Annotated in this window: 23 protein-coding genes; 20 read left to right on the forward strand and 3 right to left on the reverse strand. The window is 65.3% G+C overall.

What is annotated here, in order from left to right:
• Nucleotides 1–47: 47 nt before the first annotated feature.
• Entirely contained in the window at nucleotides 48–2546 is a 2499-nt protein-coding gene (locus ACPUD7_RS14510) for a PhoX family protein (protein ID WP_135537251.1), read from the forward strand.
• A gap of 217 nt (nucleotides 2547–2763) precedes the next feature.
• On the opposite strand, the gene ACPUD7_RS14515 is transcribed toward ACPUD7_RS14510, so the two are convergent.
• Nucleotides 2764–3405, reverse strand: coding sequence for a VOC family protein (locus ACPUD7_RS14515; RefSeq protein ID WP_135537250.1), 642 nt, complete (start codon nucleotides 3403–3405; stop codon nucleotides 2764–2766).
• Nucleotides 3406–3569: 164 nt separating this feature from the next.
• Nucleotides 3570–4058, reverse strand: a complete 489-nt coding sequence (locus ACPUD7_RS14520) for an inorganic diphosphatase (RefSeq protein WP_135537249.1) — start codon at nucleotides 4056–4058, stop codon at nucleotides 3570–3572.
• 105 nt (nucleotides 4059–4163) lie between these two features.
• Between ACPUD7_RS14520 and dacB the strand changes: the two genes are divergently transcribed.
• From dacB to ACPUD7_RS14615, 19 genes are all read left to right on the forward strand, one after another.
• Nucleotides 4164–5702 (forward strand): D-alanyl-D-alanine carboxypeptidase/D-alanyl-D-alanine endopeptidase, encoded by a 1539-nt coding sequence (dacB, locus tag ACPUD7_RS14525; protein WP_240689521.1) that lies wholly within the window; start codon nucleotides 4164–4166, stop codon nucleotides 5700–5702.
• Nucleotides 5687–6715, forward strand: a complete 1029-nt coding sequence (locus ACPUD7_RS14530) for a zinc-dependent metalloprotease (protein ID WP_240689520.1) — start codon at nucleotides 5687–5689, stop codon at nucleotides 6713–6715. The genes dacB and ACPUD7_RS14530 overlap by 16 nt, the downstream gene beginning before the upstream one ends.
• Complete coding sequence (gene tilS, locus ACPUD7_RS14535) at nucleotides 6708–7760, forward strand: tRNA lysidine(34) synthetase TilS (RefSeq protein WP_135537248.1); 1053 nt, start codon at nucleotides 6708–6710, stop codon at nucleotides 7758–7760. Before ACPUD7_RS14530 ends, tilS begins: the two co-directional genes overlap by 8 nt.
• A 215-nt stretch (nucleotides 7761–7975) precedes the next feature.
• On the forward strand, nucleotides 7976–9355 hold the full coding sequence (locus tag ACPUD7_RS14540; protein WP_167854309.1) for an endonuclease/exonuclease/phosphatase family protein: 1380 nt from the start codon (nucleotides 7976–7978) through the stop codon (nucleotides 9353–9355).
• 86 nt (nucleotides 9356–9441) lie between these two features.
• Nucleotides 9442–10713, forward strand: coding sequence for a CynX/NimT family MFS transporter (locus ACPUD7_RS14545; protein WP_425120284.1), 1272 nt, complete (start codon nucleotides 9442–9444; stop codon nucleotides 10711–10713).
• A 46-nt stretch (nucleotides 10714–10759) separates the two neighbouring features.
• Entirely contained in the window at nucleotides 10760–11311 is a 552-nt protein-coding gene (gene hpt / locus ACPUD7_RS14550) for a hypoxanthine phosphoribosyltransferase (protein ID WP_135537245.1), read from the forward strand.
• A gap of 203 nt (nucleotides 11312–11514) precedes the next feature.
• Complete coding sequence (ftsH, locus tag ACPUD7_RS14555; RefSeq protein WP_135537244.1) at nucleotides 11515–13701, forward strand: ATP-dependent zinc metalloprotease FtsH; 2187 nt, start codon at nucleotides 11515–11517, stop codon at nucleotides 13699–13701.
• A complete protein-coding gene (folE, locus tag ACPUD7_RS14560) occupies nucleotides 13701–14324 on the forward strand; it encodes a GTP cyclohydrolase I FolE (protein ID WP_135537243.1) in 624 nt (207 codons plus the stop codon). Before ftsH ends, folE begins: the two co-directional genes overlap by 1 nt.
• Nucleotides 14325–14350: 26 nt before the next feature.
• Nucleotides 14351–15202: a dihydropteroate synthase gene (gene folP, locus ACPUD7_RS14565; protein WP_425120285.1), complete on the forward strand. Its 852-nt coding sequence runs from the start codon at nucleotides 14351–14353 to the stop codon at nucleotides 15200–15202.
• Nucleotides 15199–16098 (forward strand): 2-amino-4-hydroxy-6-hydroxymethyldihydropteridine diphosphokinase, encoded by a 900-nt coding sequence (gene folK / locus ACPUD7_RS14570; RefSeq protein ID WP_425120286.1) that lies wholly within the window; start codon nucleotides 15199–15201, stop codon nucleotides 16096–16098. The genes folP and folK overlap by 4 nt, the downstream gene beginning before the upstream one ends.
• Nucleotides 16099–16126: 28 nt before the next feature.
• A complete protein-coding gene (locus ACPUD7_RS14575) occupies nucleotides 16127–16588 on the forward strand; it encodes a DUF3180 domain-containing protein (protein ID WP_135537241.1) in 462 nt (153 codons plus the stop codon).
• A complete protein-coding gene (locus tag ACPUD7_RS14580; RefSeq protein WP_135537240.1) occupies nucleotides 16585–17085 on the forward strand; it encodes a PH domain-containing protein in 501 nt (166 codons plus the stop codon). Before ACPUD7_RS14575 ends, ACPUD7_RS14580 begins: the two co-directional genes overlap by 4 nt.
• A 2-nt stretch (nucleotides 17086–17087) precedes the next feature.
• Nucleotides 17088–19025 carry a PH domain-containing protein gene (locus tag ACPUD7_RS14585; RefSeq protein ID WP_425120287.1) on the forward strand — a complete coding sequence of 646 codons (1938 nt, stop codon included), beginning with the start codon at nucleotides 17088–17090 and terminating at the stop codon, nucleotides 19023–19025.
• Entirely contained in the window at nucleotides 19022–19912 is an 891-nt protein-coding gene (locus ACPUD7_RS14590; RefSeq protein ID WP_135537238.1) for a Rossmann-like and DUF2520 domain-containing protein, read from the forward strand. The genes ACPUD7_RS14585 and ACPUD7_RS14590 overlap by 4 nt, the downstream gene beginning before the upstream one ends.
• Nucleotides 19913–19956: 44 nt before the next feature.
• Entirely contained in the window at nucleotides 19957–21516 is a 1560-nt protein-coding gene (gene lysS, locus ACPUD7_RS14595) for a lysine--tRNA ligase (RefSeq protein ID WP_135537237.1), read from the forward strand.
• A gap of 5 nt (nucleotides 21517–21521) precedes the next feature.
• Nucleotides 21522–21767 (forward strand): hypothetical protein, encoded by a 246-nt coding sequence (locus ACPUD7_RS14600; protein ID WP_135537236.1) that lies wholly within the window; start codon nucleotides 21522–21524, stop codon nucleotides 21765–21767.
• Nucleotides 21733–22065, forward strand: a complete 333-nt coding sequence (locus ACPUD7_RS14605; RefSeq protein WP_135537235.1) for a histone-like nucleoid-structuring protein Lsr2 — start codon at nucleotides 21733–21735, stop codon at nucleotides 22063–22065. The genes ACPUD7_RS14600 and ACPUD7_RS14605 overlap by 35 nt, the downstream gene beginning before the upstream one ends.
• Nucleotides 22066–22564: 499 nt before the next feature.
• Nucleotides 22565–25102 carry an ATP-dependent Clp protease ATP-binding subunit gene (locus tag ACPUD7_RS14610; RefSeq protein ID WP_425120288.1) on the forward strand — a complete coding sequence of 846 codons (2538 nt, stop codon included), beginning with the start codon at nucleotides 22565–22567 and terminating at the stop codon, nucleotides 25100–25102.
• 106 nt (nucleotides 25103–25208) lie between these two features.
• Complete coding sequence (locus tag ACPUD7_RS14615; protein ID WP_425120289.1) at nucleotides 25209–25793, forward strand: amino-acid N-acetyltransferase; 585 nt, start codon at nucleotides 25209–25211, stop codon at nucleotides 25791–25793.
• A 70-nt stretch (nucleotides 25794–25863) separates the two neighbouring features.
• Here ACPUD7_RS14615 and ACPUD7_RS14620 read toward each other — a convergent pair whose 3' ends face one another.
• Entirely contained in the window at nucleotides 25864–26895 is a 1032-nt protein-coding gene (locus ACPUD7_RS14620) for an A/G-specific adenine glycosylase (RefSeq protein ID WP_425120290.1), read from the reverse strand.
• Nucleotides 26896–26994 lie beyond the last annotated feature (99 nt).

Here is a 26994-nt window from a genome sequence, read left to right on the forward strand (position 1 = left end):
TGCGGGCCGCGGAAGGGGAGAGACAATCCGATACGAGGAGAGAACCGATGAGAACCCTGCTGCCGATGGCCAACCACGTGCGCGGCAAGCGCAGCCCCGTCACCTGCGCTCTCAAGTGCGACAACGCGTGTCTCAAGGCCACCTGCAACACATCGGCGAACGGTTACTTCCGCGATATCGTCAATGCGAAGCTCAGCCGTCGCGCGGTCCTCGGCGCCTCCGCCGCCGGTGCCCTGGCGATCGCTGTGACCACTGCGCCCAGCCCGACCGCGCGCAGCGCCGCGGCCGCGACCGCCGGCAGCCTCGCCTTCACTGCCATCGACCCCGTCCAGCATGAAGTCGACGAATTCATCGTCCCCGACGGTTACACGTGGCACCCGATCGTGCGCTGGGGCGACCCACTGTTCCCCGACGCCCCCAAGTTCGATCCCGAGAACCAGACCCCGGAGGCCCAGCGTCGCCAATTCGGCTACAACAACGACTATCTGTCCATCCAGGTCGACGACAGCGATTCGAACCGGGCACTGCTGTTCTCCAACCAGGAGTACACGAACGACGCCATCATGTACCCCGACGACATGGATGGGGACGACCAACGAGCGATCAGCCGCGAAGCACACGGACTGACCGTGGCCGAACTCACCCGCAAGGACGAGAAGTCGACGTGGACGGTCGACGTCAATGGCAAGAAGAACCGCCGGTTCCTCATCGACACCGAATACGAGTTCACCGGTCCCGCCGCCGGAACCGATCTGCTGCGGACGAAGGACTACCCGAACGGCGACAAGGTCCAGGGCACCGTCGGCAACTGCTCTGGTGGGCTCACCCCGTGGGGCACCGTGGTCTCCGGTGAGGAGAACTTCAACTCGTACTTCAGAACACCGGGCACCTCGGCGGAGGACAAACGCTACGGCCTGAGCAGCGACGAATCGGCGAATGGCTGGGAAGCCGATCTCGACCGATTCGACACGAACAACGCCGGCTACGCCAACGAAGCGAACCGGTTCGGCTGGATCGTCGAGGTCGACCCGTGGGACCCGACCTCCACTCCGCACAAACACACGAACATGGGCCGGTTCAAACATGAAGGCGCGAACATCACGATCTCCGACTCGGGGCACGCCGTGGCCTATATGGGAGACGACGAGAAGTTCGACTACCTGTACAAGTTCGTGTCGAAGGGCACCTATGTCGAAGGCGACCGCGAACACAACAAGACCCTGCTGACCGCAGGCGACCTCTACGTCGCGAAGTTCACCGGCAACTCGCCGAAGTCCGAGATCGACGGGAGCGGCGAAGTGCCCGCCGACGGCGAATTCGATGGCAGCGGACAGTGGCTGCCGTTGCTCAAGGACGGCCAGTCCCAGGTCTCGGGATTCTCCGTCGAAGAGGTCCTCGTCCATACACGCCTCGCCGCCGATAAGGTCGGTCCGACGAAGATGGACCGGTGCGAAGACGTCGAACCAAACCCGGTCAACGGTCGCATCTACGTCGCCTGCACGAACAACTCCGATCGCGGCACCGACGGAAAGGCGGCCGCCGACGAAGCGAACCCGCGGACCGAGAACCGCGACGGTCACATCGTCGAAATCACGGAACGCTCAGGCGACCATACGGGCACCCAGTTCGACTGGACGCTGCTCATCGTCTGCGGTGACCCGAAACAGGGAGACGCCACCTACTTCTCCGGATTCCCCGAAGATCAGGTCTCACCGATCTCATGTCCGGACAACGTCGCCTTCGACACGGCCGGGAACCTGTGGATCTCCACCGACGGCGCTCCCGACGGCATCGGGTACTGCGATGGTCTGTTCAAGGTCACGATCGACGGCAGCCAGCGCGGACGGGTCGAACAGTTCCTCTCCGTTCCACGCGAGGCAGAGGTCTGCGGGCCGCTCGTGCACGACGATTACGATTCGGCGTTCGTCGCCGTCCAACACCCGGGCGAAGACGGGTCCTGGTCAGACCAGCATTCGCGCTTCCCCGACTATGTGGATGAGACCGATGTCGAAAAGGGGGTGGCTGCGCTGCCGCGACCGACCGTTGTCCAGGTGATCAAGGGAGACGGCGGCTCGGCGCCGGACCCGACGGATCCGCCGAAGGACCAGGACGCCGAGGCCGATGGTTCAGATGCCGGTGGTGCCGATGCCGGTGAGAACGGCAGCGCCGACGGCACCGGATCGGATGAGAACGCCGATGCGAAAGGTGACACGACCGGAAGCGGCGCTGACAGCTCGGGGTCGACGGCTGGATCCCAGGACGGAGCGAAGGACGCCGCAGCCGCGGGAGCGGCCTCGAGCGGAGGCAGTGACGCAGGCTCCTCCGCCGGCAGCGCAGGCTCCGGATCGAGCAGCTCAGGCGGCGGTTCGGGATCCGGCGGCGAGCTGCCGTGGACCGGTTCGGACAGCACGCTGCCTCTGCTCGGCGGGGGTGCCGGGCTGCTCGCCGTCGGCGGAGCCATGGCCACGGCCGCTCATATGCGTCGGAAGAATGCATCACCCGCGGACGGCACCGGGGAGTCGGTCGAGGAGACCCACGCCGAGTGACCCCAGTTCGGCCGCCACTTGGCTGAAAGATGCAGAAGGGCAGCGCGGGAGAAACCGCTGACGTCGAGTTCAGGACGGCCTGTGATGGAATCCAGTACCGGATTCAGCACAGACCGTCCTGAACTCCGTCGCATCACCGGTCTTCGGCCATAGTCGGCCGGCGCCGCGGCGTGGGGCCGGCGTCGCGGCCGGCACCGACGCCTCGAGGTCGGCCATCTCAGATGGTGACGGACCCGTTCTTCGTCTCGAAGCTCACCGACATAATGCCCGGCGTCCCGTGGGGTGCGGACCAGTCGATGTGGATCTCCGGGATCGGCTTCGCGTCCTGAGTACCCAGCCAATCACGCAGTCGATCACGGTCGCCCGCGATCTGCAGCGTGTCGATGGCGACAGCGGGATTCGTCTTATAGGTCGACGGATGCTGTGAGGAATCGGCAGACCACTTGATGAAGAACGGCAGCTGGGGGTCGGCGATGAGCCCCTTGATGCCGATCTGCAGCCACTTGAGTTCCAAACCGGACTCCGGTGTGCGGTTGCCGTCGACGGCTTTGCGCTCGAGGCGGGTTTCGACCGCGGCGAGATCTTCGACCGAGACGCACCAGCCCATCCAGCCGCCGCCGAGCTCGGAGCGAGCTCGCACTGCCTGACCGAAAGGGGTTGAGAGAGCGGCCGGGTGCTCCAAGGCTTCTACGACTTCGAGATAGTGGCCGTTCGCGAGGGGGAAGATGAGATTTCTGGTGCCGAATCGAGGATGCACACCGCCGTCGTAGGGAACCACACCGAGCTTCTCCGAGATCCGCTCGGCCGTCGCACGGTAGCCATCAGGTTCACTGGCGTATGACACATGATCGAGTTTCATGACTCGACGATGGCATAACCTGGCTCACACTGCCCCTTAGGGTGACCTAAGAAATCGTGAGCATCGTCACTCGTCGGTGCCGGTCAGCAGGTCACCCGCCCACATGACACGACCGCCCGGATGACATCATCCGGGCGGTCAGGTGCGTTTGAGGGGGGAGCGGCTCAGTGGCCCTCCGCCTTGAAGCGCTCGATGGAGGCGTTGACCTCGGCCTCGGCGGCTTCCCGGCCGGCCCAGCTCGAACCCTTGACGTACTTTCCGGGCTCGAGGTCCTTGTAGCGGTTGAAGAAGTGCTCGATCGAGTCGAGCATGAACTTGTCCACATCCGAGATGTCCGTGTAGGACTCCCAGCGGGGGTCACCGGCGGGCACGGCGAGGACCTTGTCGTCGCCTCCGGCCTCGTCCTCCATCTGGAACATGCCGATGGGGCGGACGTCGATGAGCACACCGGGGAACAGCGGTTCGGGCAGCAGCACGAGAACGTCGAGGGGGTCACCGTCGTTGCCGAGCGTGTCCTCGATGAAGCCGTAATCGGCGGGGTACTGCATCGAGGTGTAGAGATAGCGGTCGAGCTTGACACGACCGGTCTCATGGTCGACTTCGTACTTGATGCGGGATCCGCGCGGGATCTCGATTGTGGCCAACAGTTCCATAGTGCTCCTTCACGTTAGGGGTGCATCACTAGAATAGATGGTACAAGTCCCCGTCACCGTCCACCGACGGCGGCCTTCTCGGCCGTCGAGGAATGAGAAGCGCGTTTGAACGACATCCCCGATGAGCCGAAGACTGCGGACTCGACGGACTCCGATTCCCCGCGCTCCGATGCCGTGAAGCGTCGACGCCGCAGGGGAAGAGGCGGGGCGATCACTGCCGGGGTCCTCGTCCTGGCACTCGGTGCCTACGCGGCCGTCGACGCCTTCGACCTCGTCCCCGGGCTGCCCGGCGTGCTGACCACGGAGCCGCCGATCTCCGTCCAAGCTGTGCCGAATCCCCAAGCGCAGGCAAAGGAAGTGCCCGCCCCCGCCTCGGCGGTGGCAGACTCCGCCTCCGTGCCGACGAAGGTTGAGAAGAAGATCGCGCCCATCCTCAAGGATTCGAAGGTCAAGGGCTTCGGCCTCGAAGTCCGGGACGGACTCTCCGACGAGGTCCTCTATGCGAAGAACGAAACGAAACCGCGCACTCCCGCCTCGGTGACGAAGGTGCTCACCGCGGCAGCGGCGCTGAAATCCATCGGCGGTCAGGCGCGGTTGGCGACGACGGCGGACTTCGACGCCGATGCCAACACCCTGACCCTGACCGGAGGAGGGGACGTGCTCCTGGGAGCCGGGGACTCCGATCCCGGTTCGGTCAACGGGCACGGTGGGCTGCGGACCTTGGCCGAGGACACTGCGCAGGCCCTCAAAGACGACGACATCACCGAGGTGGCGCTCGCGCTGGACACGAGTAGGTACACCGGTGAGGACTTCGACTCCGGATGGGACCGCGCTGACATCGCCAAGGGTGTGATCACCCCGATCCAACCGCTCATGGTCGACACCGCCTACATCGGACCGAAGGACCGGGAATGGCGAGCCCGCAGCGAGCACCCGGCCGCCGACGCGCTGAAGGTCTTCGCGAAGGAACTGAAGAAAGCCGGGATCACCACGACCGCAGCAGACGACGACGCAGAAGCGAAGAGCAGCGCCGACAGTGATGCTGGTTCGCAGGAGTCCGAGGACGGTGCTGGCGCGAACGGGAAGGAGCTCGCACGGGTCGAGTCGGCGACGATCTCCGAGATCGTCGAATACGCGCTCGTCCACAGTGACAACGTGGTCGCCGAGGTGCTCGGCAACGAGGTTGCCATCGCCCAGGGCGAGGACGGCAGTCTCGAGGCCGGACCGCAGGCCGTGCTCAAAACCCTCGGCGATTCGGTCGACCTCGGCCGCACCCGCCTCGTGGACACTTCGGGCCTGTCCTATGACAACCGGATCGCCCCGCACGACCTCACGACGATCCTCCAAGCCTCCGTCGTCGCCGATGACTCCCTGGCCGGCCTCATCAGCTACTTTCCGGTCGGCGGTCTCACCGGCACCCTGCACGACCGGTTTGTGGACGAGAAGAACGCCTCCGGCAGTGTGCATGCGAAGACCGGGACACTGTCGACCGTGACCTCCCTGGCCGGTGGGGTCCTCGATGCCGAAGGCCGCTACCTCGTGTTCTCCATCCAAATCGACGACGTGGACAAGGACAAGATCTTGGAAGCCAGAAAGACCGTGGACGACATCGTCACCGCACTCGCGAATTGCGGCTGCCGATGATCGTCGATGAGAAGTTCGCCGCCCGCACCGCACGTGAGCTCGTCTCCGCGGCGAAGGTCCCCGATGCCCGCGTCCTCGACGAGCTCGTGGCCGGGATGAAGGACAATGCGCTGACCGCGCAGGACCTCGTGCTCGATTCGTTCCTGCTCGAACCCGCCCACGCCGATGACGTGCGGGCGCGCCTGGCGGCCGGGTCCGTGCTCGTGCTCGACCAGGTCGGCTGGGTCAAGGCCAATGCGCAATCCCTCAACGGGATGGTCGACGAGGCGGCCCTGCCCGCCCCCGTGACACCGGCCACCGCGAAGGGGGCCGCGGTCGAGGTCGCCGGTGTCCTGTCTCTGCTCTCGACGCGCGTGCTCGGCCAGTTCGACCCTTTCGCCGTCGAAGCCGGACGGCTGATGTTCGTCGCTCCGGCGGTGCTCATCGCCGAGGAGGCGATGGGCGTGGACGAGCGCGACTTCCGGATGTGGGTGGCGCTGCACGAAGCGACCCACCAGGTGCAGTTCGCCACCGCGCCCTGGCTGCGCGACCACATGCGCTCCCTGCTCTCCGGGGCGGTGTCGACCAGGGTGAAGATGCCCGGAGTCGGTGGAATCGTCGAGCTCTTCGCCACGCTCGGGCGGATCGTCAAGGGCGAAGCCAGCCTCGTCGATCTCATCCGCGATGAAGAGATGCGCGCGGCACTCGATGAGGCGACGGCGATCCTGTCCCTGCTCGAAGGCCATGCCGATGTCGTCATGGACGAGGTCGGTGCCGGGGTGATCCCGAGCGTGCGGAAGCTGCGCCGGAAGTTCGAAGCCCGCCGGGACGCCGGGCAGGGCGGACTGCTCACGAACCTGCTGGGGATGGATCTCAAACTCGCCCAGTACCGCGACGGGGCGAAGTTCGTCCGAGCCGTCCGCAGCGAGGTCGGACAGAAGGGATTCTCCCGCATCTTCGCAGCACCCGAGAATCTGCCGCGCACCGCTGAGATCCACGAACCGCAGCTCTGGCTCGAGAGGATCCATGGCTGAGCACTCTGAGCGCTCCTCGCCGAGGCGGCCCACCCTCGACCCGGCCAGCGGCGCCGTCCGCAACGCGGTGCGATCCGCTCTCGCAGCGGCCTCCGAATCGCGGAGGCCGCCGTCGGTTGGGAGCGCAACTGAGCCCCGGGCGCCCGGGATCATCGTCGCTGTCTCCGGGGGCGCAGACTCGATGGCGCTGCTGCATGCCTGTGCCTTCCTCCACCGGCGAGGCGAAGTGCGTGCCCGCGTCCTCACCGTCGACCACGGACTCCAGAGCGGTTCAGCCGAAGTGGCCCGTCACGTCGTCGACACCGCCGAATCCTGGGGCGTTCCCGCCGACCTGGTCCGTGTCGAGATCACCGCGGGGGAGGAGGGACTCGAAGCCGCGGCACGAACTGCCCGCTACGCCGCGCTCGAGACCGCACGGACAGCGGCAGGTGCCGACTGGATTCTCACCGCCCACACCCGCAGCGACCAGGCCGAGACCGTCCTCCTCGGACTCATGCGCGGTTCGGGCACCCGGTCGCTGGCGGGGATGAGCCCGCAGACGGGTCGGCTGCTGCGTCCCCTGCTCGGCCTCGACCGGGAGCAGACGGAAGCCTCCTGCCGGGCGCAGGACATCGAGGTCTGGAACGACCCGATGAACGTCGACACCGCGTTCACCCGGGTGCGGGCGCGACAGCTGCTCGCCGGCCTCGAAACCGAGCTCGGCCAACCCATCACGGCGAACCTCGCCCGCACCGCCGACCTGTGCCGTGCAGACGCCGACTGCCTCGACGCCCAGGCCGAGGAAATCAGCGCCGAGATCGGCGTCGATGCGCAGCTGCCGCTGGCCGACCTCACCGAGTGTGCGGATGCGATCCTGCACCGGGTGCTGCGGAACTGGCTGCTTCGCTGCGGAGTTCCTGCCCAGAACCTCGGCGCCGTGCGGGTGGCAGAGCTCGGCGCGCTCGTCCGCGGCAGCGGCCGCGGTCGACTCTCCCTGCCGGGAGACAACGAGGTCCTCGTCGAGCCGGGCAGAGCGGTGTTCCAGGCTGCCGCGAAGGCACGGTGAGACGGTCTGCGCCGTAATGGGCACGAGAGCTACGATGTCCCAGGTCAGCACCCTTCCCGACAGAAAGGTTCCTTGTGTTCCGAGTGTTTCGACGGCGAAGCTCCCTGCTCTGCGCTGGATCAGCGCTGGCTCTGGCTCTGGGGAATTCGCTTGGTTCCGTACCCGCAGCGGCTGCGGAGGCGCAGCCACCGCAGAAGCCCACCGACGAGATCACAGTGCTGCAGCTGAATATCTGGCATCAGGGGACTCAGATCTCCGATGGGATCGCGACCATCGCCGACATCGTCGAAGAGACCGAAGCGGACATCGTCATGCTCTCCGAGGCCGGCCCCGCAGCTGACTCGATCAGGCGTGAACTGAACAGGCGCGGCCACGACACCTCCAGCAGATCCTCCACGGACGCAGGAATCATCTCCCGGTTCCCCATCACCGAGTCGTCGGTGGCTGAGGGTTTCGCCCGAGCCGTCCTCGACGTCGGCGATCAGGAGCTCGCGGTGTATTCCGGTCACCTCGAGTACCGGTACTACGCGAACTACCTGCCTCGCGGATACGGGGGAGGGACTCCGCCCCCGCTGCCGACGAGCGAATACGGCTGGGACGAGATTCCAACCGGACCCATCACCGATCTCGACCTGATCACGAAGATCAACCGCGAATCGGGCCGCAGCGAAGCCGTGGCCCGAACGGTCGCAGCCGCCGAGGATGACCGCAGCCAGGACCGCTCAGTGCTCATCGGAGGTGACTTCAACGAACCCTCGCATCTCGATTGGACCGAACGGGCCAAGGACGAGCACGACCACAACGGCGTCGTCATGCCGTGGGATTCGACGCTGGAGCTGGAGAAGGGCGGATACGTCGACGCCTATCGAGACGTCCATCCCGATGAGATCACCCATCCCGGAGTGACCTGGCCTGCCGGCAACACCGACTTCCCCACATCCGAGCTGAGCTGGACTCCGAAAGCGGACGAACGCGATCGCATCGACTTCGTCTTCCATTCCGGCGATGACGACCTTCAGGCCACCTCTGCTCAACTCGTGGGACCGCGCACCTCGGTCGTGCGCGATGAGTTCGTCGAGGAGGAGTCGCAGGACGAATTCTTCACGCCCGAGGCCGACTGGCCCACCGACCACAAGGGCAACCTCATCACGTACAGCCTTGGGGGCGAAGACGAAGAGCCGACGCCCGGCGATGACGGGGACTCGACGGCAGAGGGTGCCGACGCCGACACCGGTTCGGACGGCGGCTCCGACCGCGGTGACGAGGTCGACGCCGATGCTGCCGCAGAAGCGGACTCCGCCTCGGCCTCGGATGCGAACAGCTCGAGCAGCACCGGTGGTGGCTCTGAGGCGTCCGACGCGGGGGCGTCATCGGAGGCTTCGGCGAAGGCCGTCGACACCGCGAGCTCTGCCGACAACTCGTCCGATGACACCTCGTCCGGCGGCACCGCGGGCTCGGATGATTCGGAGGCTTCTCGCCCGGTGGGAGACCTTCCGCGGACCGGAGGCGGCATTGTCGGTCTCGGAGTCGGTGCGGTGCTCATCGGTCTGGGCGCCGTCGCAGTCGCGATCGCCAGGCGTCCCGGCAGGATCTGATCCTCTCACCGCCCTTCGCCCGCGCGGCAGGTCGTGTTGCCGACCCGCCGCGCGGGCGAGTGGCCCTGGTCTGAAAGGATGAGCCCATGACGTCTTCGACCGAGCTCGGGTTCCGCCGCTCGCGGGGCCTGGACATCCTGGCCCTGGCCTGCCTCGTCCTCATCGCCGCCTCTCTCAGACCCGCGGCTTCGTCACTCGGCCCGGTGCTCTCCGAGGTCAAAGACGGCTTCTCACTCGCCGAATGGCAGACCGGCCTGCTCACCGCACTGCCGGGACTCGTGTTCGCGATCTGCGGCATCATCGCCGTGCCCCTGCTCAAACGCCTCGGCCTGTTCTCGGCTCTGGCCATGAGCGCGGCATTCATCGTCGTCGGCATCGGCCTGCGCGCCCTCGTCACCGAATGGGTGGCCTTCGCTCTGCTCACCGTCCTCGCTCTGGCCGGTATGTCGATCGGCAACGTCATCCTGCCCGTCTACGTCAAGTCCCGCTTCCCACACCGACCCACCCTCGGCTCCACGACATTCACCGTCTCCCTCGGCCTCGGTTCGATGCTGCCGTCGCTGTTCACCGCGCCCTTGGCCGAGAGTTTCGGCGGGTGGCGTGTCGGCCTCGGGTTCTGGCTCGTGCTGCCGCTGTCGGCCCTCATCACCTGGACGGTGCTGCGAACACTGAAGTCCGTGCCCATCCTCTCCGGCCAGGTCGCAGACCCCGGTGACGAACGGGAGGGACGGCCGCCTCGGCGATCGGTGCTCTCCTCACCGAAAGCTCGGTACATGGCGATGTTCTTCGGACTCCAATCGGCCAACGCCTACGTCCAATTCGGGTGGGTGCCGCAGATCTACCGCGACGCCGGGCTCGACCCCTTCCTCGCCGGAATCATGCTCACCATCGTGACCTTCGGCGGTCTGCCCGGAGGGTTCCTCGCCCCGCAGATCATCGTTCGGAACATCGCCCCACGCGCCTTCCTCGTCTCATTCGGTGTCAGCGCCGTCATCGGATACATGGGCCTGCTGCTCATTCCGGCCACCACACCATGGGTCTGGGCGGTCCTGCTCGGCTACGGCGGCTTCGCGTTCCCCGCCGCCCTGGCCCTCATCACCTCCCGCACCCGAGACGTGTCCGTCACCGCTTCGACCTCGGCATTCGTGCAGTCCTCGGGCTATGTGCTCGCGGCCATCGGCCCCCTGGCCGTCGGCGGGCTGCTCGGCTGGAGCGGGGGCTGGCAGGTGCCGCTGTGGTTCATGGTCATCATCTCCGCGCTCATGGCGATCACCGGCTGGCTCTCGGCCGGTCCCGGCAACGTCGACGAAGAGTTGGCTCCGGACACCCGGCACAGTGGCACCGGTGAGGCCAAGTGACCCATAATGGAATCTCCAGGACCCCATCTGAGGAGAATCGACACTCGTGGACATCAACGATCTCGGCAATGACATCGAAAAGGTACTCGTCTCGGAAGAGCAGATAGCCGCACGACTCGTTGAACTGGCAGCCGCCATCGATGAAGACTACAAAGACAAAGACATCCTCCTCGTCGGCGTCCTCAAGGGTGCTGTCATGGTCATGGCCGACCTCGCCCGCGCCCTGCACTCACCGGTGACGATGGACTGGATGGCCGTGTCCTCCTACGGATCGGGCACCAAGTCCTCCGGCGTCGTGCGCATCCTCAAGGACCTCGACACCGACCTCACCGACCGTCACGTCCTCATCGTCGAAGACATCATCGACTCCGGACTGACCCTGTCCTGGCTGGTCCAGAACCTGCGCACCCGCGGAGCCTCCACCGTCGAGATCTGCACAATGCTGCGCAAGCCCGAAGCTCTCAAGGTCGACATCGACGTGAAGTACGTCGGTTTCGACGTGCCCAACGAATTCGTCATCGGCTACGGACTCGACTATGCGGAGAAGTACCGCAATGTGCCCTTCGTCGCGACCCTGGCTCAGCACGTCTACAGCTGAGGCGGAACACCGCTGCAGCTGAGGTGGAATGCTGCCGCGAATTTACGCTTGCGGCGAACCTCACCTCGGCCCGGTGCCTGTGACGGAATAGATCAGCGGCGCATTCGGGCTGTACCGGTGTGAAGTACTAGGCTGTGGGGGATGTTCCCAGGCAGCCTCGGTAGCCTGAAACGGTTGCCCATATCTTTTTCCTGAGAGGACTTATGGCCGAGTCGAACAAACGTCGCCCCCTGTTCACCAAGGCGACGAAGGGCCCGTTGGTCTGGATCGTCATGGCGCTGCTCGTGGTGTCGATCGGTGCACTGCTGTTCAGTCAGAGCGGCTTCAGCCAGATCGACACCGAACAGGGTCTGCAGCTGCTGGATGACGACAAGGTCGAACAGGCCAAGATCGTCGACAAGGACCAGCGCGTCGACCTCACTCTCAAGGACGATTTCAAGGTCGACGGCAAGGACTTCGGCAAGAAGGTCCAGTTCTTCTACGTCGACCAGCGCGGGGAGCAGGTCGTCAAGGCCGTCGACTCCGCCCAACCCGATAAGGGATTCACCGACGAGGTGCCCAAGCAGTCCTGGCTGATGTCGCTGCTGGGCACGCTCATTCCGTTCGTCATCATCTTCGTCGTCTTCTGGTTCCTCATCTCCCAGATGTCGGGCGGGAAGATGATGAACTTCGGCAAATCGAAGGCGAAGCTCGTCAACAAGGAGAACCCGGACGTCACCTTCGGGGACGTCGCGGGAGTCGACGAGGCTCTCGAGGAACTCGAAGAGATCAAGGAATTCCTCGCCGAGCCCGAGAAGTTCAAGGCTGTGGGGGCGAAGATCCCCAAGGGCGTGCTCCTCTACGGCCAGCCCGGCACCGGCAAGACCCTGCTGGCCAAGGCCGTCGCGGGCGAGGCCGGAGTGCCCTTCTACTCGATCTCCGGCTCCGACTTCGTCGAAATGTACGTCGGCGTCGGCGCCTCCCGTGTCCGCGACCTGTTCGATCAGGCGAAGAACAACGCCCCGTGCATCATCTTCATCGACGAGATCGACGCCGTCGGTCGTCAGCGCGGCGCCGGCATGGGCGGCGGCCATGACGAGCGCGAGCAGACACTCAACCAGCTGCTCGTCGAGATGGACGGCTTCGACGTCAAGACCAACGTCATCCTCATCGCCGCCACCAACCGTCCCGACGTCCTCGACCCGGCGCTGCTGCGCCCGGGCCGCTTCGATCGGCAGATCCCCGTCGAAGCCCCGGACATGAAGGGCCGTAAGCACATCCTCGAGGTCCACGCGGCGGACAAACCGCTGGCCGAAGAGGTCGACCTCGGGCAGGTCGCCAAGCGCACCCCCGGATTCTCCGGTGCGGACCTTGCCAACGTCCTCAATGAGGCGGCCCTGCTCACCGCCCGTGAGAATGCGAAGGTCATCGACAACCGAATCCTCGACGAAGCGATCGACCGAGTCATCGCCGGCCCGCAGAAGCGGACCCGCCTGATGAACGACAAGGAGCGCCTCGTCACCGCCTACCACGAGGGTGGGCACGCACTCGTGGCAGCGGCGATGAATCAGACCGACCCGGTCACGAAGGTCACGATCCTTCCGCGCGGACGGGCGCTGGGCTACACCATGGTGCTGCCGAGCGAAGACAAGTACTCGACGACCCGCAACGAACTGCTCGACCAGCTCGCCTACGCGATCGGCGGTCGGGTCGCCGAGGAGATCGTCTTCCACGATCCGACCACCGGGGCCAGCAACGACATCGAGAAGGCGACGAACATCGCCCGGAAGATGGTCACCCAGTACGGCATGTCCGAGAAGCTGGGCATGGTCAAGATCGGCGATGACCAGTCCGAGCCCTTCGCCGGACGCGGCTACGGCGGCGGCGACGAATACGGAGACTCGACCCTGTCCTCGATCGACCGTGAGGTCCGCGGGCTCATCGACTCCGCCCACGCCGATGCCTACTGGGCGCTGACGCACAACCGCGATGTCCTCGACAACCTCGCATACCAGCTGCTGGAACGGGAGACCCTCGACCAGGCGGCACTCGATGCGATCTTCGCCGACGTCGTCAAACGTCCCATCCGCGAGGTGTGGCTGGCCCACGACGAACGTCCGGTGTCCGCACGCGGTCCCATCGAACCGCCGGCACCGCAGAACGATCGAAACGCCGGAGAAGGACCCGGCGGAGCCGAGGTCGATACCACCGACATTCCTGGTGCCGGTCCCTCGGGAGCGAGCGGGCCACAGGTTCCGCACAACCCACCCGGACCGCAGAACCCGAACGGACCCACCGGCCCGACCGGGCCGACGGGCGGGCCGACCGGACCCACTGGACCGAACGACGGGCCCGGCAGCACCGGACCGACGACGAACGATACAGACGAGAACAGAGGAAGCAACGACTGATGGCCGATATCGAAGAGGTCTCCGCGGGCCTCGGCCGTGCCCCCGCCGGGCGTGAGAACAACGTCGATCAGGAGCGGATCTCCGCCGCGGTGCGCGAAATCCTCATCGCCGTGGGTGAAGACCCCGACCGGGAAGGTCTCGTCGAAACCCCGGCACGTGTGGCTCGAGCCTATGAAGAGATCTTCGCCGGCCTGCACCGCGACCCGTCCGAAGTCCTCGGCGTCACCTTCGACATCAGTCACGAAGAACTCGTCCTCGTCCGTGACATCGACCTGTACTCCACGTGCGAACACCACCTCGTGCCCTTCCACGGCGTCGCCCACATCGGCTATATTCCCAGCAGGAACGGCAAGGTCACCGGCCTGTCGAAGCTCGCCCGCCTCGTCGAGATCTATGCCCGTCGCCCGCAGGTGCAGGAACGGCTGACCGCGCAGATCGCCGACGCGCTCGTCGAACACCTCGACCCGCAGGGCGTCATCGTCGTCGTCGAAGCCGAACACCTGTGCATGACCATGCGCGGGGTGCGCAAGCCCGGTGCCTCGACGATCACCTCGGCCGTGCGCGGTCAGCTGCGCGACAGCGCCTCCCGAGCCGAAGCGATGAGCCTGATCCTCGGGCGCTGAGGGTCGGCAAAAGGGGCAGAGCAGCCATGCAGAAGACCACGAACAGCACCGCGACGGCCACGAAGATCATGGGCGTCCTCAACGTCACGCCCGACTCGTTCTCCGACGGCGGACGCTACTTCGACCATGATCGAGCCGTCGCCCACGGCCTCGAACTCATGGCCACCGGAGCCGACATCATCGACGTCGGCGGCGAATCGACCAGGCCCGGATCGGCCCGCGTCGACGAAGCCGAAGAGCTGCGCCGAGTCGTCCCCGTCGTCCGTGATCTCGCGGCCGCCGGCGCCGTGATCAGCGTCGACACCATGCGCGCCAGCGTCGCCCGAGACTCTCTGGCCGCGGGAGCCCACATCATCAACGACGTCTCCGCCGGACAGTCGGATCCGACCATGCTCAGCGTCGCCGCCGAGACCGGCGCCCCGATCGTGCTCATGCACTGGCGCGGCTACCTCGACCAGGCTTCCGCGACCTTCCACTACGAAGATGTCGTCGCCGAGGTCATCGGTGAGCTTCGGACCCGCATCGACGAAGCCATCGCCGTGGGAGTGAAGCCGGAGAACATCATCGTCGACCCGGGTCTGGGATTCTCGAAGAACGCCGAACACAACTGGCAGCTGCTGGCCGCCCTGAATGAATTCGCAGCGCTCGACCACCGGCTCCTCGTCGCCGCCAGCCGGAAGCGCTTCATCGCCTCGCTCATCAGCCCCGACGATCCGAAACTCGCACAGCAGGCGGCGAAGGACCAGGCGACGGCGACGATCTCGGCGATCTCCGCGCAGGCGGGCGCCTGGGCCGTCCGCGTCCACGACCCGGCCACCTCGGCGATCGCCTGCAAGGTCATCGCGGCCGTTGCCGCAGCGGGGGAGGAGCGGGCATGACCGGGCCCGAGGCGGCACCCGACCGCATCGAACTGCGCCGCCTCACCGTGCGCGGCAACCACGGGGTCTTCGACTTCGAGAAGCGCGAGGGTCAGGACTTCGTCATCGACGTCACCCTGCACACCTCGGTCGCCGCGGCCGCCGCCACCGACGACCTCACCGAGACCATCCACTACGGAGAACTCGCCGAGGATGTCGCCGCCATCGTCGAGGACAACACCTTCGACCTCATCGAAACCCTCGCCGAACGCATCGCCGAGCACTGCCTGAGCCTGTGCGCACACGTCGAAGTCGTCGTCCACAAACCCTCGGCTCCGATCCAACGCACCTTCGACGATGTGCGCATCCGAGTCGAACGCTTCCGCACCCCGGCCGGAGACAGCACGGGCCGCGCCGAGGCGTACCTCAACCTCGGCGCGAACTTGGGCGATGCCCGCGAGACCCTGGTCCAAGCCGTCGAAGCCCTCGACCGGCACCCGGACATCACGGTGGAGGCCCGATCCTCGTTCTACCGCACCGCCCCGTGGGGAGGCGTCGAACAGAACGACTTCCTCAACCTCGGACTGATCGTCGCGACCACCCTGCCGGCACTCGAGCTGCTTTCCGTGGCCCAGGGCATCGAGGTCGCCTGTGGGCGGACCCGGGAGTTGCGGTGGGGACCGCGGACCCTCGACATCGACCTCATCCGCTACGGCAGCGACACCGCCGAACTCGTCACCGAGACGAATCGACTGACGCTTCCGCACCCGCGCGCTCACGAACGGGCATTCGTGTTGGCCCCGTGGGCCGAACTCGTCGGCGAGACGATGGTGCGCACCCCGGACGGTGCGCGCCCGATCGGCGAGATCCTCGCCGAACTCGATGACCAGGACATCGCCCGGATCACATCTGGATAACCGACGCTGATCTGAGAGACTGGGAACCATGCAGAGAACCTCCTCGTCCACCCTCGCCGTCTGGGCCGTGATCGGCACGGTTCTCGCGGTCGTGGTCGATGTGGTGCTCGAAAGCCAAGGGTTCTCCCTGCCGGGAGTGCCGTGGTTCGCGATCATCGGCATGCTCGTCCTCGCCGCCGTCCTCCTGCTGCTGGGGTGGCCGATCAAGAAATGGAACGACGGCGACCGGACCAAGGAGATCGACCCCCTCCAAGCCGCACGGGTCGCCGTCATGGCCAAGGCCAGCGCACTGACCGGAGCGGGACTGGCCGGGTGGTATCTGGGCAACGCCGGCTACTACTTCCTGTCCACACCGGGCATCCGCAACGATCTGGCAGCAGGTATGCTTGTCGCCGTCATCTCTGCCGCGGTCCTCATGATCGTGGGCATCATCGTCGAGGGATTCTGCGAAATCCCACCCCAAGACCCGCCGGGAGCTGAAACAGCATGAACCGCGACCACTTCTTCACCATCGGTGCCGATGTGCCGTTCAACAGGGTGAGTCCGAAATATGGGGTGAAGGAAGTCCTTGCGAGCATGATCTTCCTGGTGCCGATGTTCATCGCGGCGCTCGTGTGCGCGATCATCTTCACCGCCGATGTGCCGTGGCTGCACCTGATCTGGATCGCGATTCTCGCCTACGGGATCGCCTCGACGATCATCGTCCTGCGCCAGGCTCGTGCGATCGGCTATGCCGAACGTGAAGACGACCTGCTCATCCGCCGCGGCATCATGTTCCACAAGGCCACCGTCGTCCCCTACGGACGCCTGCAGTTCGTCGACGTCGACGCCGGCCCGATCGACCGCATCTTCGGCCTCGCGACGGTCAAACTCCACACCGCTTCGGCCGCTACCGACGCCACCATTCCCGGGCTGCCCCGCGCCGAAGCCGATCGGCTGCGCGACAGCCTCGCCGGACTCGGCCAGGCCAATCTGGCGGGGCTGTGAACATGGCCGCAGACGAACCCGAGCAGAACACCGAGGAAGCGGCCGCGTCGGCGCTGCCCGAGTCCGCCGAGGCCGAACGCTCCGTGCACGCAGCGTCCCACAGTGACGTCTCTGATGCGCTGGAAGGGGCAGCGGCTCCGGAGGTCTGGCATCGCGTCCACCCGCTGACGCCGATCATCGAAAGTCTTGCCGTCCTCGTCGGCATCTTCATCGCTGCCGCCTATGGGCTGCAGAATGTCTTCCAGAACGCCGTCGAGGATCTGGCCTCCGGCCGGTCGGTCGACCTCACGTTCGCCGAGTGGATCGGCGGTCACCCGCTGGCGATCCTCGGCATCGTCGGCGGCATCATCCTCATCCTCCTGCTCACCGCGATGTTCAGCTGGCTGGCCTGGCGGGTCATGGGCTACCGAGTCGACGCCGAAGCGATCTACTACCGCCGAGGCCTGCTGTCGAAGAAGCTGCGCAAGGCCCGACTCGACCGAGTGCAGTCGATCGACCTGCAGCAGAAGCTGCTGCCCCGCGTGCTCGGCATGGCCGAACTCGTCTTCGACGTCGCCGGTGGCAGTGACTCGAACATCTCACTGAAGTACCTGTCGAAGAAGCGCGCCGAAGAGCTGCGTGACGAACTGCTGGCCGCGGTCAGGGCGAAGAAGAGGACCGACACCGCCGGGACGGCCGGACCCGACCGCCCCTCAGCTGGGGGTCCCTCAGCTGCGGACCTCTCAGTCGCGGGGCCCTCGGGCAGCGGAGCGCACGCTGCGCAGGCCCTCCCCGAGGCCGAGAACGCCGCGGACATTGCCGAGCCGGCGAGCTCCGGTGTCGACCGCAGCGTGCCCGAACGCCGTGACGACAGCATCGGCGTGAGGCTGAGCAAACGACTCGGTGCGATGGCCGATGATGTCTCACACGAGGCCGAAGGCAGCCTCAACGAACTCCTTGCGCCGTACAACCTCTCGACCAGCGTCGGCAAGGAAGGTGAGATCATCCGTGTGCCCGTCCACCGGGTGGTCGTGGCCTCCCTGCTCAAGCCCGAGACCCTGATCTCTGCGGCCGTGGTCGTCATCGTCATCGTCATCGCCATCGTGCTCATGGCCATGGGCATCAAAGAGGCATTCATCCCGATGCTCGTCGGTGTCCTGCCGGGCATCTTCGCGGCCTTCTCCGTGTTCCGGAAGAACCTCGACAACGCGAACTTCGTCGTCCGCCTCGGCGAATCCGGTCTGGCCGTCAACCACGGACTCTTCTCCACCTCGCGCAAAGTCATCCCGCTCGACCGAATCCAAGCGGTGTGTCTGTATCAGCCTCTGCTGTGGCGATGGGCCGGATGGTGGCAAGCCGAATACAACATCGCCAGCGCCGGCGGAGACCACGATACGAACCTGCTGCTGCCCGTCGGCGACCTCGACCAGGCGCTGCTCATGGTCGGACTGGCACTGCCGGATCCGCAGCTGGACGAAGGCGTGGGTGCCGACACTCTGGTGCGTTCGGCGATGTATGACCGGAAATCCGCCGACCCGAACGCCGCCGCGGCGGAGGCGATGTTCCATCCGCAGCCGCGTTCCTCGCGGATCCTCGACCCCTTCGTGTGGAAGCGTCGCGCCTATGCCCTGACCGAATCGCTGCTTGTGCTCCGCCTCGGGGCATTCAACCGCCGCGTCGACTTCGTCCCCCATGTGCGGGTGCAGTCCCTGCGCTACCACCAGGGGCCACTGATGCGGGCGCTGGGACTGGGTTCGGTGGCCGTGCACTCGACCGCCGGTCCCGTCGACCCGCGAGTCACGCACCAGAGCGCCGAGGACGCCAAACGCTTCTTCACCGAACACGCCGAACGCACCCGACTGGCCCGGCAGCACTTCGATGCCGTGACCAAGGACGCGAAGACCGGACAGGCCGCTGTGCTCGAGCACAGCCCGAACCCCGCCGAGGAGGACGAACGATGAACCAGAGCGACGCCCCACGGCTGGGCATCGGCATCATCGGCTGCGGTCGAGTCGGAGCGAGCATCGGCGCCGCCTGGCGACAGGCCGGACACGCGATCGTCGGCGTCAGCGCCACCTCGCAGGCCAGCCGCGACAGAGCCGCTGACATGCTTCACGGAGTCCCCGTCCTCGACCCCGATGAGATCGCCGAACGCGCCGAACTCGTCCTCGTGGCTGTACCGGACGACGAGATCGCGCCACTGGTGACAGGGCTTGCGAACCTCGGACGCCTCCATCCCGGTCAGATCCTCGTGCACTGTTCGGGTCGATACGGCACAGAGGCCCTCGACGCCGGGACCCGCCTCGGGGCACTGCCCATCGCCCTGCACCCGTCGCTGACGTTCACGGGCACCGACGTCGACCTCACCCGCCTGCGGCAGGCGACGATCGCGGTCACCGCACCGGCACCGATCCGTCCGGTCGGCGAGGCGCTCGTCGTCGAACTCGGCGCCGAACCGATCGATATCGCCGAAGCCGACCGTCCCCTCTACCACGCCGCCATCACTCACGCCTCGAACCACTCGATCACGATCATCGCCGAAGCGATGGAGATGCTCACCGAGGCGGGGGTGAGCGATCCCGCCCATGTCCTCGGCGCCCTTGTCGACGCGAGTGTGGCCAACACCCTCCAGAACGGGCCGAAGGCCCTGACCGGACCGGTCAGTCGCGGCGATGTCGGAACCGTGGCCGCTCACCTGGCAGCGCTGAGCGAATTCAGTCTCAGCCGTTCCAACCCCGCCGCCCGCAACAGCTACATCGCGTTGGCCCGATCGACGACGTCGAAGGCGCTGGCGATGGGACGGATCACAGATGCGCAGGCACAGGAGATTCTGACGGTCCTCGAGTGATCGCCGAATTCCCCCGCGAGCCCGGTCCACGGTAGCCTTGAGGCATGGCGAACACCGACTCGAAGACACCTGAGAACGCAGACCTTTCACCCGAACATCTCGATCCGGAGCAGATCCGGTTCCGAAAGGAAAAGCGCCAGCGTCTCCTCGACGGCGGTACCGAAGCCTACCCCGTCTCGGTGCCTCGCACTCACAGTCTCGCCGACGTCCACGCCGCCCATGACGGGCTCGAAGCCGGTGAGGAGACCGAGGACATCGTCGGTGTCATCGGCCGTGTCGTCTTCGTCCGCACCACCGGCAAGCTCTGCTTCGTGACTCTGCAGGCCGGCGACGGAACCCGTCTGCAGGGGATGCTCTCTCTGCGCGAGGTCGGCCAGGACCGACTCGACGACTTCAAGTCCGATGTCGACCTCGGCGATTTCCTGTTCCTGCACGGCAAGGTCATCAAGTCCAAGCGCGGTGAGCTCTCCGTGCTCGCGGACTCCTGGCAGATGGCGTCGAAGGCCATCCGCCCTCTGCCGGGTCTGCACACCGAACTGGCCGAAGACACCCGCGTCCGTCAGCGCTACCTCGATCTCATCACCCGCGAACAGGCGCGGAAGACGATGCTCACCCGGGCGAAGGTGATGACCTCGCTGCGGCGGACCTTCGCCGAACAGGACTTCGTCGAGATCGAGACCCCGATGCTGCAGACCATGCACGGCGGTGCCTCGGCGCGTCCGTTCACGACGCACATGAACGCCTACGACATCGACATGTACCTGCGCATCGCGCCGGAGCTGTTCCTCAAGCGCGCCGTCGTCGGCGGAATCGAGAACGTCTTCGAGATCAACCGCAACTTCCGCAACGAAGGGGCGGACTCCACGCACTCGCCGGAATTCGCGATGCTCGAGTCCTATCAGTCCTTCGGTGACTACCACTCGATCGCGGATCTGACGAAGACTCTCATCCAGAACGCCGCGCAGGACGCGACCGGTTCGCTCGTGGTCACCCTCGAAGACGGCAGCGAATACGACTTCGGCGGCGATTGGGCCGTGGTGAGCATGTACGAATCCCTGTCCGCGGAATCCGGCGTCGAAGTCACCCCGGAGACCGGTCTCGATGTGCTGGACAAGATTGCCGCCGACAACGACGTGGACCTGTCCGGCGTCTTCCGCTCACACGGCAAATACGTCGAAGAGCTGTGGGAGCACTTCTACCAGGACCGGCTGTGGGCACCGACCTTCGTCACCGATTTCCCCGTCGACACCTCACCGCTGGTGCGTGAGCACCGGACGAAGAAGGGCGTCGTGGAGAAATGGGACCTCTACGTGCGCGGCTTTGAGCTGGCCACCGGCTACTCGGAGCTCGTCGACCCCATCATCCAGCGTGAGCGCTTCGAAGCGCAGGCAGCCGACGCCGCACGCGGCGACGACGAGGCCATGGGCCTCGACGAGGAGTTCCTCATGGCCATGGAGCACGGAATGCCGCCGACCGGCGGAATGGGAATGGGACTGGACCGCCTGCTCATGGCATTGACCGGTTTGGGAATCCGCGAAACGATTCTGTTCCCATTCACCAAGCCTTTGGCGGCTTCACAGGAAGATACAGCTCAGGAGGGCTGATTACGATGCTCGATATCCTCAAAGCGCTTCTTCCATCGATCTGCGTGGCATTGCTGTTCTGGTATGTCTTCAAGAATATCGTGCGCGCAGATCGCAATGAACGCGAACAGGTCGATAAATACTATTCTGAAATTGACGTTAACGAAGTCGACAATGCCCCGGAATCAGATGTTAAGATGACTGCGACAAATACTTCTGATTACGAAAAGAGTGAACATGGCAAGGGAAATGCGCCTCGTTCTCACGGATGATTTCGACGGATCCGAAGCGGCAGAGACCGTTCGCTTCAGCCTTGACCAGGCTACGTATGAACTCGAGCTCTCTACAGAGAATGCCGAAAAGCTCCGTGAGACGTTCGCCCCATTCATCGCGAAGGCACGTCGTGTAGCCAATACCGGCGGCCGCGGTCGGCGCGCCGGTTCGAGCGCCGGCCCCAAACGCGACACCGCGAAGATCCGCGAATGGGCTCAGAACAACGGATACCAGCTCGGTGACCGTGGCCGGATCCCACTGGAGATCGTCGAAGCCTACGAAGCCGCCGAGAAGTAAGAGGCCATTCGAAAGCTGAAATCAGCCAAACAGACCTGAGGGGTCAGCGAATTCCATCGCTGGCCCCTCAGGTCTTTTCATATTGGACCCGCAAGGGTTTCGCGAATGGAGCGGCAGCGACAATGCGATGAACCGGGAATGTCAGCAGTCACAGACAATTGCCAGGAAATCGCTGCGGCAAAGCGATCCACGCCAAACGAGACGCAAAGGGTTCGTCGAGGTCTGAAGTAAATCAAGGGGCCCTGTGTCAGTGGGCAGCGGTGAGTCAGCTTTCGAGGATCTTCCGCTGCGGAACGGCTGAAAGCAGGCTCGACGGAGGAGGCGAGTGCATTGCGGACGAAGGCGTTCGCGGTGCCTCTGCCGCCGAAGACCGGGGTCGCTGGAACAGTGGCGCGGATTTCGCCCTCAGCCAAACGCTTTCGGCTCATGGCGAAACGTGCAATAGAACCGCGCTCATGGTCGTTAGGCTCAGAAGAATAAGAAACCGAGGAGGATGAATATGTTCGAGCGGTTCACCGACCGAGCACGACGCGTTGTGGTGCTCGCACAGGAAGAAGCAAAACTTCTCAAACACAACTACATCGGCACCGAGCACATTCTGCTCGGCCTCATCCACGAGGGTGAAGGCCTGGCAGCGAAGGCTCTCGAGGGCATGGACATCTCCCTCGAGCAGGTGCGCGACCAGGTCCAGGAGATCATCGGACAGGGACAGCAGGCGCCGAGCGGACACATTCCCTTCACACCGCGTGCGAAGAAGGTTCTTGAGCTCAGCCTCCGCGAGGCTCTCCAGCTCGGCCACAGCTACATCGGCACCGAGCACATTCTGCTCGGCCTCATCCGTGAGGGCGAGGGCGTCGCCGCGCAGGTGCTCGTCAAACTCGGAGCCGATCTCGGTCGGGTCCGTCAGGAAGTCATCAAGCTGCTCTCGGGCTACCAGGGCAAGGAGCCCGTGTCCGCCGGCGGCCGCGAAGAGGGAACCCCCTCGGGATCGCTCGTGCTCGACCAGTTCGGCACGAACCTCACCGCTGCGGCTCGGGAGGCCAAGCTCGACCCGGTCATCGGCCGCCACGAGCAGATGCAGCGCGTGATGCAGATCCTCTCTCGCCGGACCAAGAACAACCCGGTCCTCATCGGCGAACCCGGCGTCGGCAAGACCGCCGTCGTCGAAGGACTCGCACAGGCCATCGTCAACGGCGATGTCCCCGAGATCCTCACCGACAAGCAGCTCTACACGCTGGACCTCGGCTCACTGGTCGCTGGTTCCCGTTACCGCGGTGACTTCGAAGAGCGCCTGAAGAAGGTACTCAAGGAGATCCGGACTCGCGGCGACATCATCCTCTTCATCGACGAGATCCACACCCTCGTGGGTGCCGGTGCCGCCGAAGGCGCAATCGATGCCGCTTCGATCCTCAAGCCCATGCTGGCGCGCGGAGAGTTGCAGACCATCGGTGCGACCACTCTGGACGAGTACCGCAAGCACATCGAGAAGGATGCCGCGCTCGAACGTCGGTTCCAGCCGATCCAGGTTCCCGAACCCTCGCTGGCCCATTCGATCGAGATCCTCAAGGGACTGCGCGACAAGTACGAGGCACACCACAAGGTCACCGTCACGGATGGTGCCTTGGCCGCGGCCGTGAACATGTCCGATCGCTACGTCAACGACCGGTACCTGCCGGACAAGGCGATCGATCTCATCGACGAAGCCGGTGCGAAGCTGCGCATCTCGCGGCTGTCGGTTCCGCAGGAGGTCCGTGACCTGGAGGAGAAGATCCTCGAGGCCCGCCACCGCAAGGAAGCTGCGATCGACGCTCAGGACTTCGAACTGGCGGCCTCGGAGCGCGACTCCGAGATGAAGCTGGTCAAGGAGAAGGAAGAGCAGACCGAGGCGTGGCGCAAATCCGGTGCCGACACCTCGAAGGTCGTCGACGCCGATCTCATCGCCGAAGTCCTGGCCTCTGCCACGGGCATTCCGATCTTCAAGCTCACCGAGGAGGAGTCCTCGCGTCTGCTGCGGATGGAAGACGAGCTGCACAAGCGCGTCATCGGTCAGAACGATGCGGTCAAGTCGATCTCGCGAGCGATTCGCCGCACCCGTGCCGGTCTCAAGGATCCGAAGCGTCCGTCCGGTTCGTTCATCTTCGCCGGTCCCACCGGCGTCGGTAAGACGGAGCTGGCCAAGGCGCTGTCGGAGTTCCTCTTCGGCGACGAGGATTCGCTCATCAGCCTCGACATGTCGGAGTACTCGGAGAAGCACACCGTTTCGCGTCTGTTCGGTTCGCCTCCGGGATACGTCGGCTACGAAGAGGGCGGTCAGCTCACTGAGAAGGTCCGTCGGAAGCCGTTCTCCGTCGTCCTCTTCGACGAGGTGGAGAAGGCCCACTCGGACATCTTCAACTCGCTGCTGCAGATCCTCGAGGACGGTCGACTCACCGACTCGCAGGGTCGTGAGGTCGACTTCAAGAACACCATCATCATCATGACGACCAACCTCGGTACGCGTGATATCTCGAGCGGACTCCAGCTTGGATTCCAGGTCGAGGGTGACACGAAGACGAACTACGACCGGATGAAGCAGCGGGTCAACGAAGAGCTCAAGCAGCACTTCCGTCCCGAGTTCCTCAACCGTGTCGACGACACGATCGTGTTCCCGCAGCTGAGCAAGGAAGAGATCATCAAGATCGTCGACCTCTTCCTCGAGCGCCTCGATACCCGTCTTGCCGATCAGGGCATGAAGGTTGAGGTCACGGATGCGGCGAAGAACCTGCTCGCCGACCGCGGCTACGATCCGGTCCTGGGAGCCCGACCCCTGCGTCGGACCATCCAGCTCGAGATCGAGGACACTCTGTCGGAGAAGATCCTGTTCAAGGAGATCGGACGGGGCCAGACCATCAAGGTCGATGTCGAAGGGGAAGGAAAGGACGCCGAATTCACCTTCGACGGTGTCGAGACCGAGAGCCTGAAGTCTGACGAGGACGAGCACGGCGAGCTCGCCGGCGCCGGTTCCTCCGGGGCGAACGGTTCGGAGACTTCGGCCTGATCGAGCATCGCCCGAAAAGGTGAGACGAATGAGTCCGGGGAGTCGGCAGCGGCCGGCTCCCCGGACTCATTCCTATCCGCAGTCGGTGATGGTGTTGAATGAGGTCATGAGTTCACACAAAGGCGATTTCGACCACCGCCAGGTCTCTCGGAACCACCATCACACACACGAACTGCCCGGTGGTCTCTTCCTGCGCAGGGCGAGGACGAGCGACGTCAAGGGCATCGAAGCTCTGGTGGCGCCCCTGGCCGGCGAACGGATCCTGCTCGGCAAGGACACGGTGACCTATTTCGAGTCGCTGCAGGAGTTCTGGCTCGTCGTCGACCCGCAGCCCGACGGCTCGGAAGCGCTCGCCGGGTGCGGTGCGCTGCACATCATCTGGTCCGACCTCGCCGAAGCGCGCACCGTCGCGACCTCACCGGACTACCGGGGCAGGGGAGTGGGCAAGGCGATCATCCGTCAGCTGCTCGCCGACGCCCGCGAGATCGGTGTCGACCGCGTGTTCTGCCTGACCTTCGAAACCGGATTCTTCGGTTCCCTCGGCTTCGAACCGATCAAGGGCATCCCGGTCTCTCCCGAGGTCTACATCGAACTTCTGCACTCCACCGACGAAGGTGTGGCGGAGTTCCTCGACCTGGCCCGAGTCAAACCCAACACCTTGGGCAATTCGCGTATGATCAAATACCTCTGACGATCTCTCGGCTCAGCCCCGCTCCAGGTTCTTCAGCCCATTCGCACTGAGCGACTCCCGTTGAGCGTCGTCAGTGTCCCGGCAGGGCCAGCCTGCCCTCGTCCTCCTGCGCCAGACCATCGGAGACGAGGTCGCAGACGAGACGGGTGATCCTCTGCGCATCGGTGCTGAGCTCGCGGACCCGGGCCACTGCCGCCGCGGTCGGCTCGTCAAGCGAAGAGACGAGATCGGGGTCGAGCACCGCCACCGAGGTGGTGAGGAGGTCGAGGCTGACACCGGCGGGTTCGCCTCCCGCGGAGTGCGCGGTCTTGAGCACATCCATGATCGCCCCGCGCAGCTGTCGATCCGTGCCCGCCCACTTCTGGACCTTCGGCTTCGTCGCCGAGGCGGGTCTGCCGAGTCGATACCACGTGCACACGTCCTGCAGCGGGCAGGTGGGGCATCCGGGGCTGCGGGCCGTGCAGACAAGGGCGCCGAATTCCATCACTCCGGCGTTCCATGCCACGTGATCGTTCTCGGGTACGAAACCGGCGGCCCATTCGGTTTCGCGGCGGCCCGGTGACGCCGTGGGACGCTCCCGTCCGGCGAAGACGCGGATGAGGACCCGGCGCACATTCGTGTCCAGCACCGTCGTCCGCTGTCCGTGGGCGAACGAGGCGACGGCGGCGGCGGTATAGGAGCCGATGCCGGGCAGGCTCAGCAGCTCTTCGGCGGTTCCTGGCACCTCGTTGTCCAACTCTTCGGCGATGACGCGGGCCGCCTCCTGCAGGCGCAGGGCACGGCGCGGGTAGCCGAGACGATCCCAGCGGTGGAGCACTTCGGCGGTGGGTGCGACTGCGAGGTCAGCCGGAGTCGGCCAGGCCTCCATCCATGCCTGCCACCGCGGTTCGACTCGGCCCACCGGAGTCTGCTGAGACATGATCTCGCTGACGAGGACGGCCCAGGCGCTGGTGTTCGGGTCTCGCCACGGCAGCTCGCGCGCCTCTGCGGCGAACCAGGAGATGATCGTGTCCTGCACACGGGAGACCAGCGGCTCGGCGACCTCGGGGAAGGCCGATGCCGACCCGGAGGGATTCGTTTCGGGGCTGACTCGGTGTGTCATTTGGATGCTCATTCGCTTCGGCCTAGGCTCAAAGCGATGACTCCTTCCAATCGTGGTTCGCAGCCGAACAGAGCTGCCGGACAGCCCCGCCAGTCTAGC

Source organism: Brevibacterium sp. FAM 24630 (assembly GCF_049804075.1).
Taxonomy (GTDB): domain Bacteria; phylum Actinomycetota; class Actinomycetes; order Actinomycetales; family Brevibacteriaceae; genus Brevibacterium.

Bases quoted from the DNA above. Each gene is read 5' to 3' on its own strand.
- ACPUD7_RS14580 (WP_135537240.1), top strand. From the start codon at position 16,585: ATGAACCGCGACCACTTCTTCACCATCGGTGCCGATGTGCCGTTCAAC.
- ACPUD7_RS14590 (WP_135537238.1), top strand. From the start codon at position 19,022: ATGAACCAGAGCGACGCCCCACGGCTGGGCATCGGCATCATCGGCTGC.
- ACPUD7_RS14605 (WP_135537235.1), top strand. From the start codon at position 21,733: ATGGCAAGGGAAATGCGCCTCGTTCTCACGGATGATTTCGACGGATCC.
- ACPUD7_RS14610 (WP_425120288.1), top strand. From the start codon at position 22,565: ATGTTCGAGCGGTTCACCGACCGAGCACGACGCGTTGTGGTGCTCGCA.
- folE (WP_135537243.1), top strand. From the start codon at position 13,701: ATGGCCGATATCGAAGAGGTCTCCGCGGGCCTCGGCCGTGCCCCCGCC.
- ACPUD7_RS14575 (WP_135537241.1), top strand. From the start codon at position 16,127: ATGCAGAGAACCTCCTCGTCCACCCTCGCCGTCTGGGCCGTGATCGGC.
- ACPUD7_RS14545 (WP_425120284.1), top strand. From the start codon at position 9,442: ATGACGTCTTCGACCGAGCTCGGGTTCCGCCGCTCGCGGGGCCTGGAC.
- lysS (WP_135537237.1), top strand. From the start codon at position 19,957: ATGGCGAACACCGACTCGAAGACACCTGAGAACGCAGACCTTTCACCC.
- ACPUD7_RS14520 (WP_135537249.1), bottom strand. From the start codon at position 4,058: ATGGAACTGTTGGCCACAATCGAGATCCCGCGCGGATCCCGCATCAAG.
- ACPUD7_RS14615 (WP_425120289.1), top strand. From the start codon at position 25,209: ATGAGTTCACACAAAGGCGATTTCGACCACCGCCAGGTCTCTCGGAAC.
- tilS (WP_135537248.1), top strand. From the start codon at position 6,708: ATGGCTGAGCACTCTGAGCGCTCCTCGCCGAGGCGGCCCACCCTCGAC.
- ACPUD7_RS14585 (WP_425120287.1), top strand. From the start codon at position 17,088: ATGGCCGCAGACGAACCCGAGCAGAACACCGAGGAAGCGGCCGCGTCG.
- ftsH (WP_135537244.1), top strand. From the start codon at position 11,515: ATGGCCGAGTCGAACAAACGTCGCCCCCTGTTCACCAAGGCGACGAAG.
- ACPUD7_RS14510 (WP_135537251.1), top strand. From the start codon at position 48: ATGAGAACCCTGCTGCCGATGGCCAACCACGTGCGCGGCAAGCGCAGC.
- ACPUD7_RS14515 (WP_135537250.1), bottom strand. From the start codon at position 3,405: ATGAAACTCGATCATGTGTCATACGCCAGTGAACCTGATGGCTACCGT.
- ACPUD7_RS14620 (WP_425120290.1), bottom strand. From the start codon at position 26,895: ATGACACACCGAGTCAGCCCCGAAACGAATCCCTCCGGGTCGGCATCG.
- ACPUD7_RS14600 (WP_135537236.1), top strand. From the start codon at position 21,522: ATGCTCGATATCCTCAAAGCGCTTCTTCCATCGATCTGCGTGGCATTG.
- folK (WP_425120286.1), top strand. From the start codon at position 15,199: ATGACCGGGCCCGAGGCGGCACCCGACCGCATCGAACTGCGCCGCCTC.
- folP (WP_425120285.1), top strand. From the start codon at position 14,351: ATGCAGAAGACCACGAACAGCACCGCGACGGCCACGAAGATCATGGGC.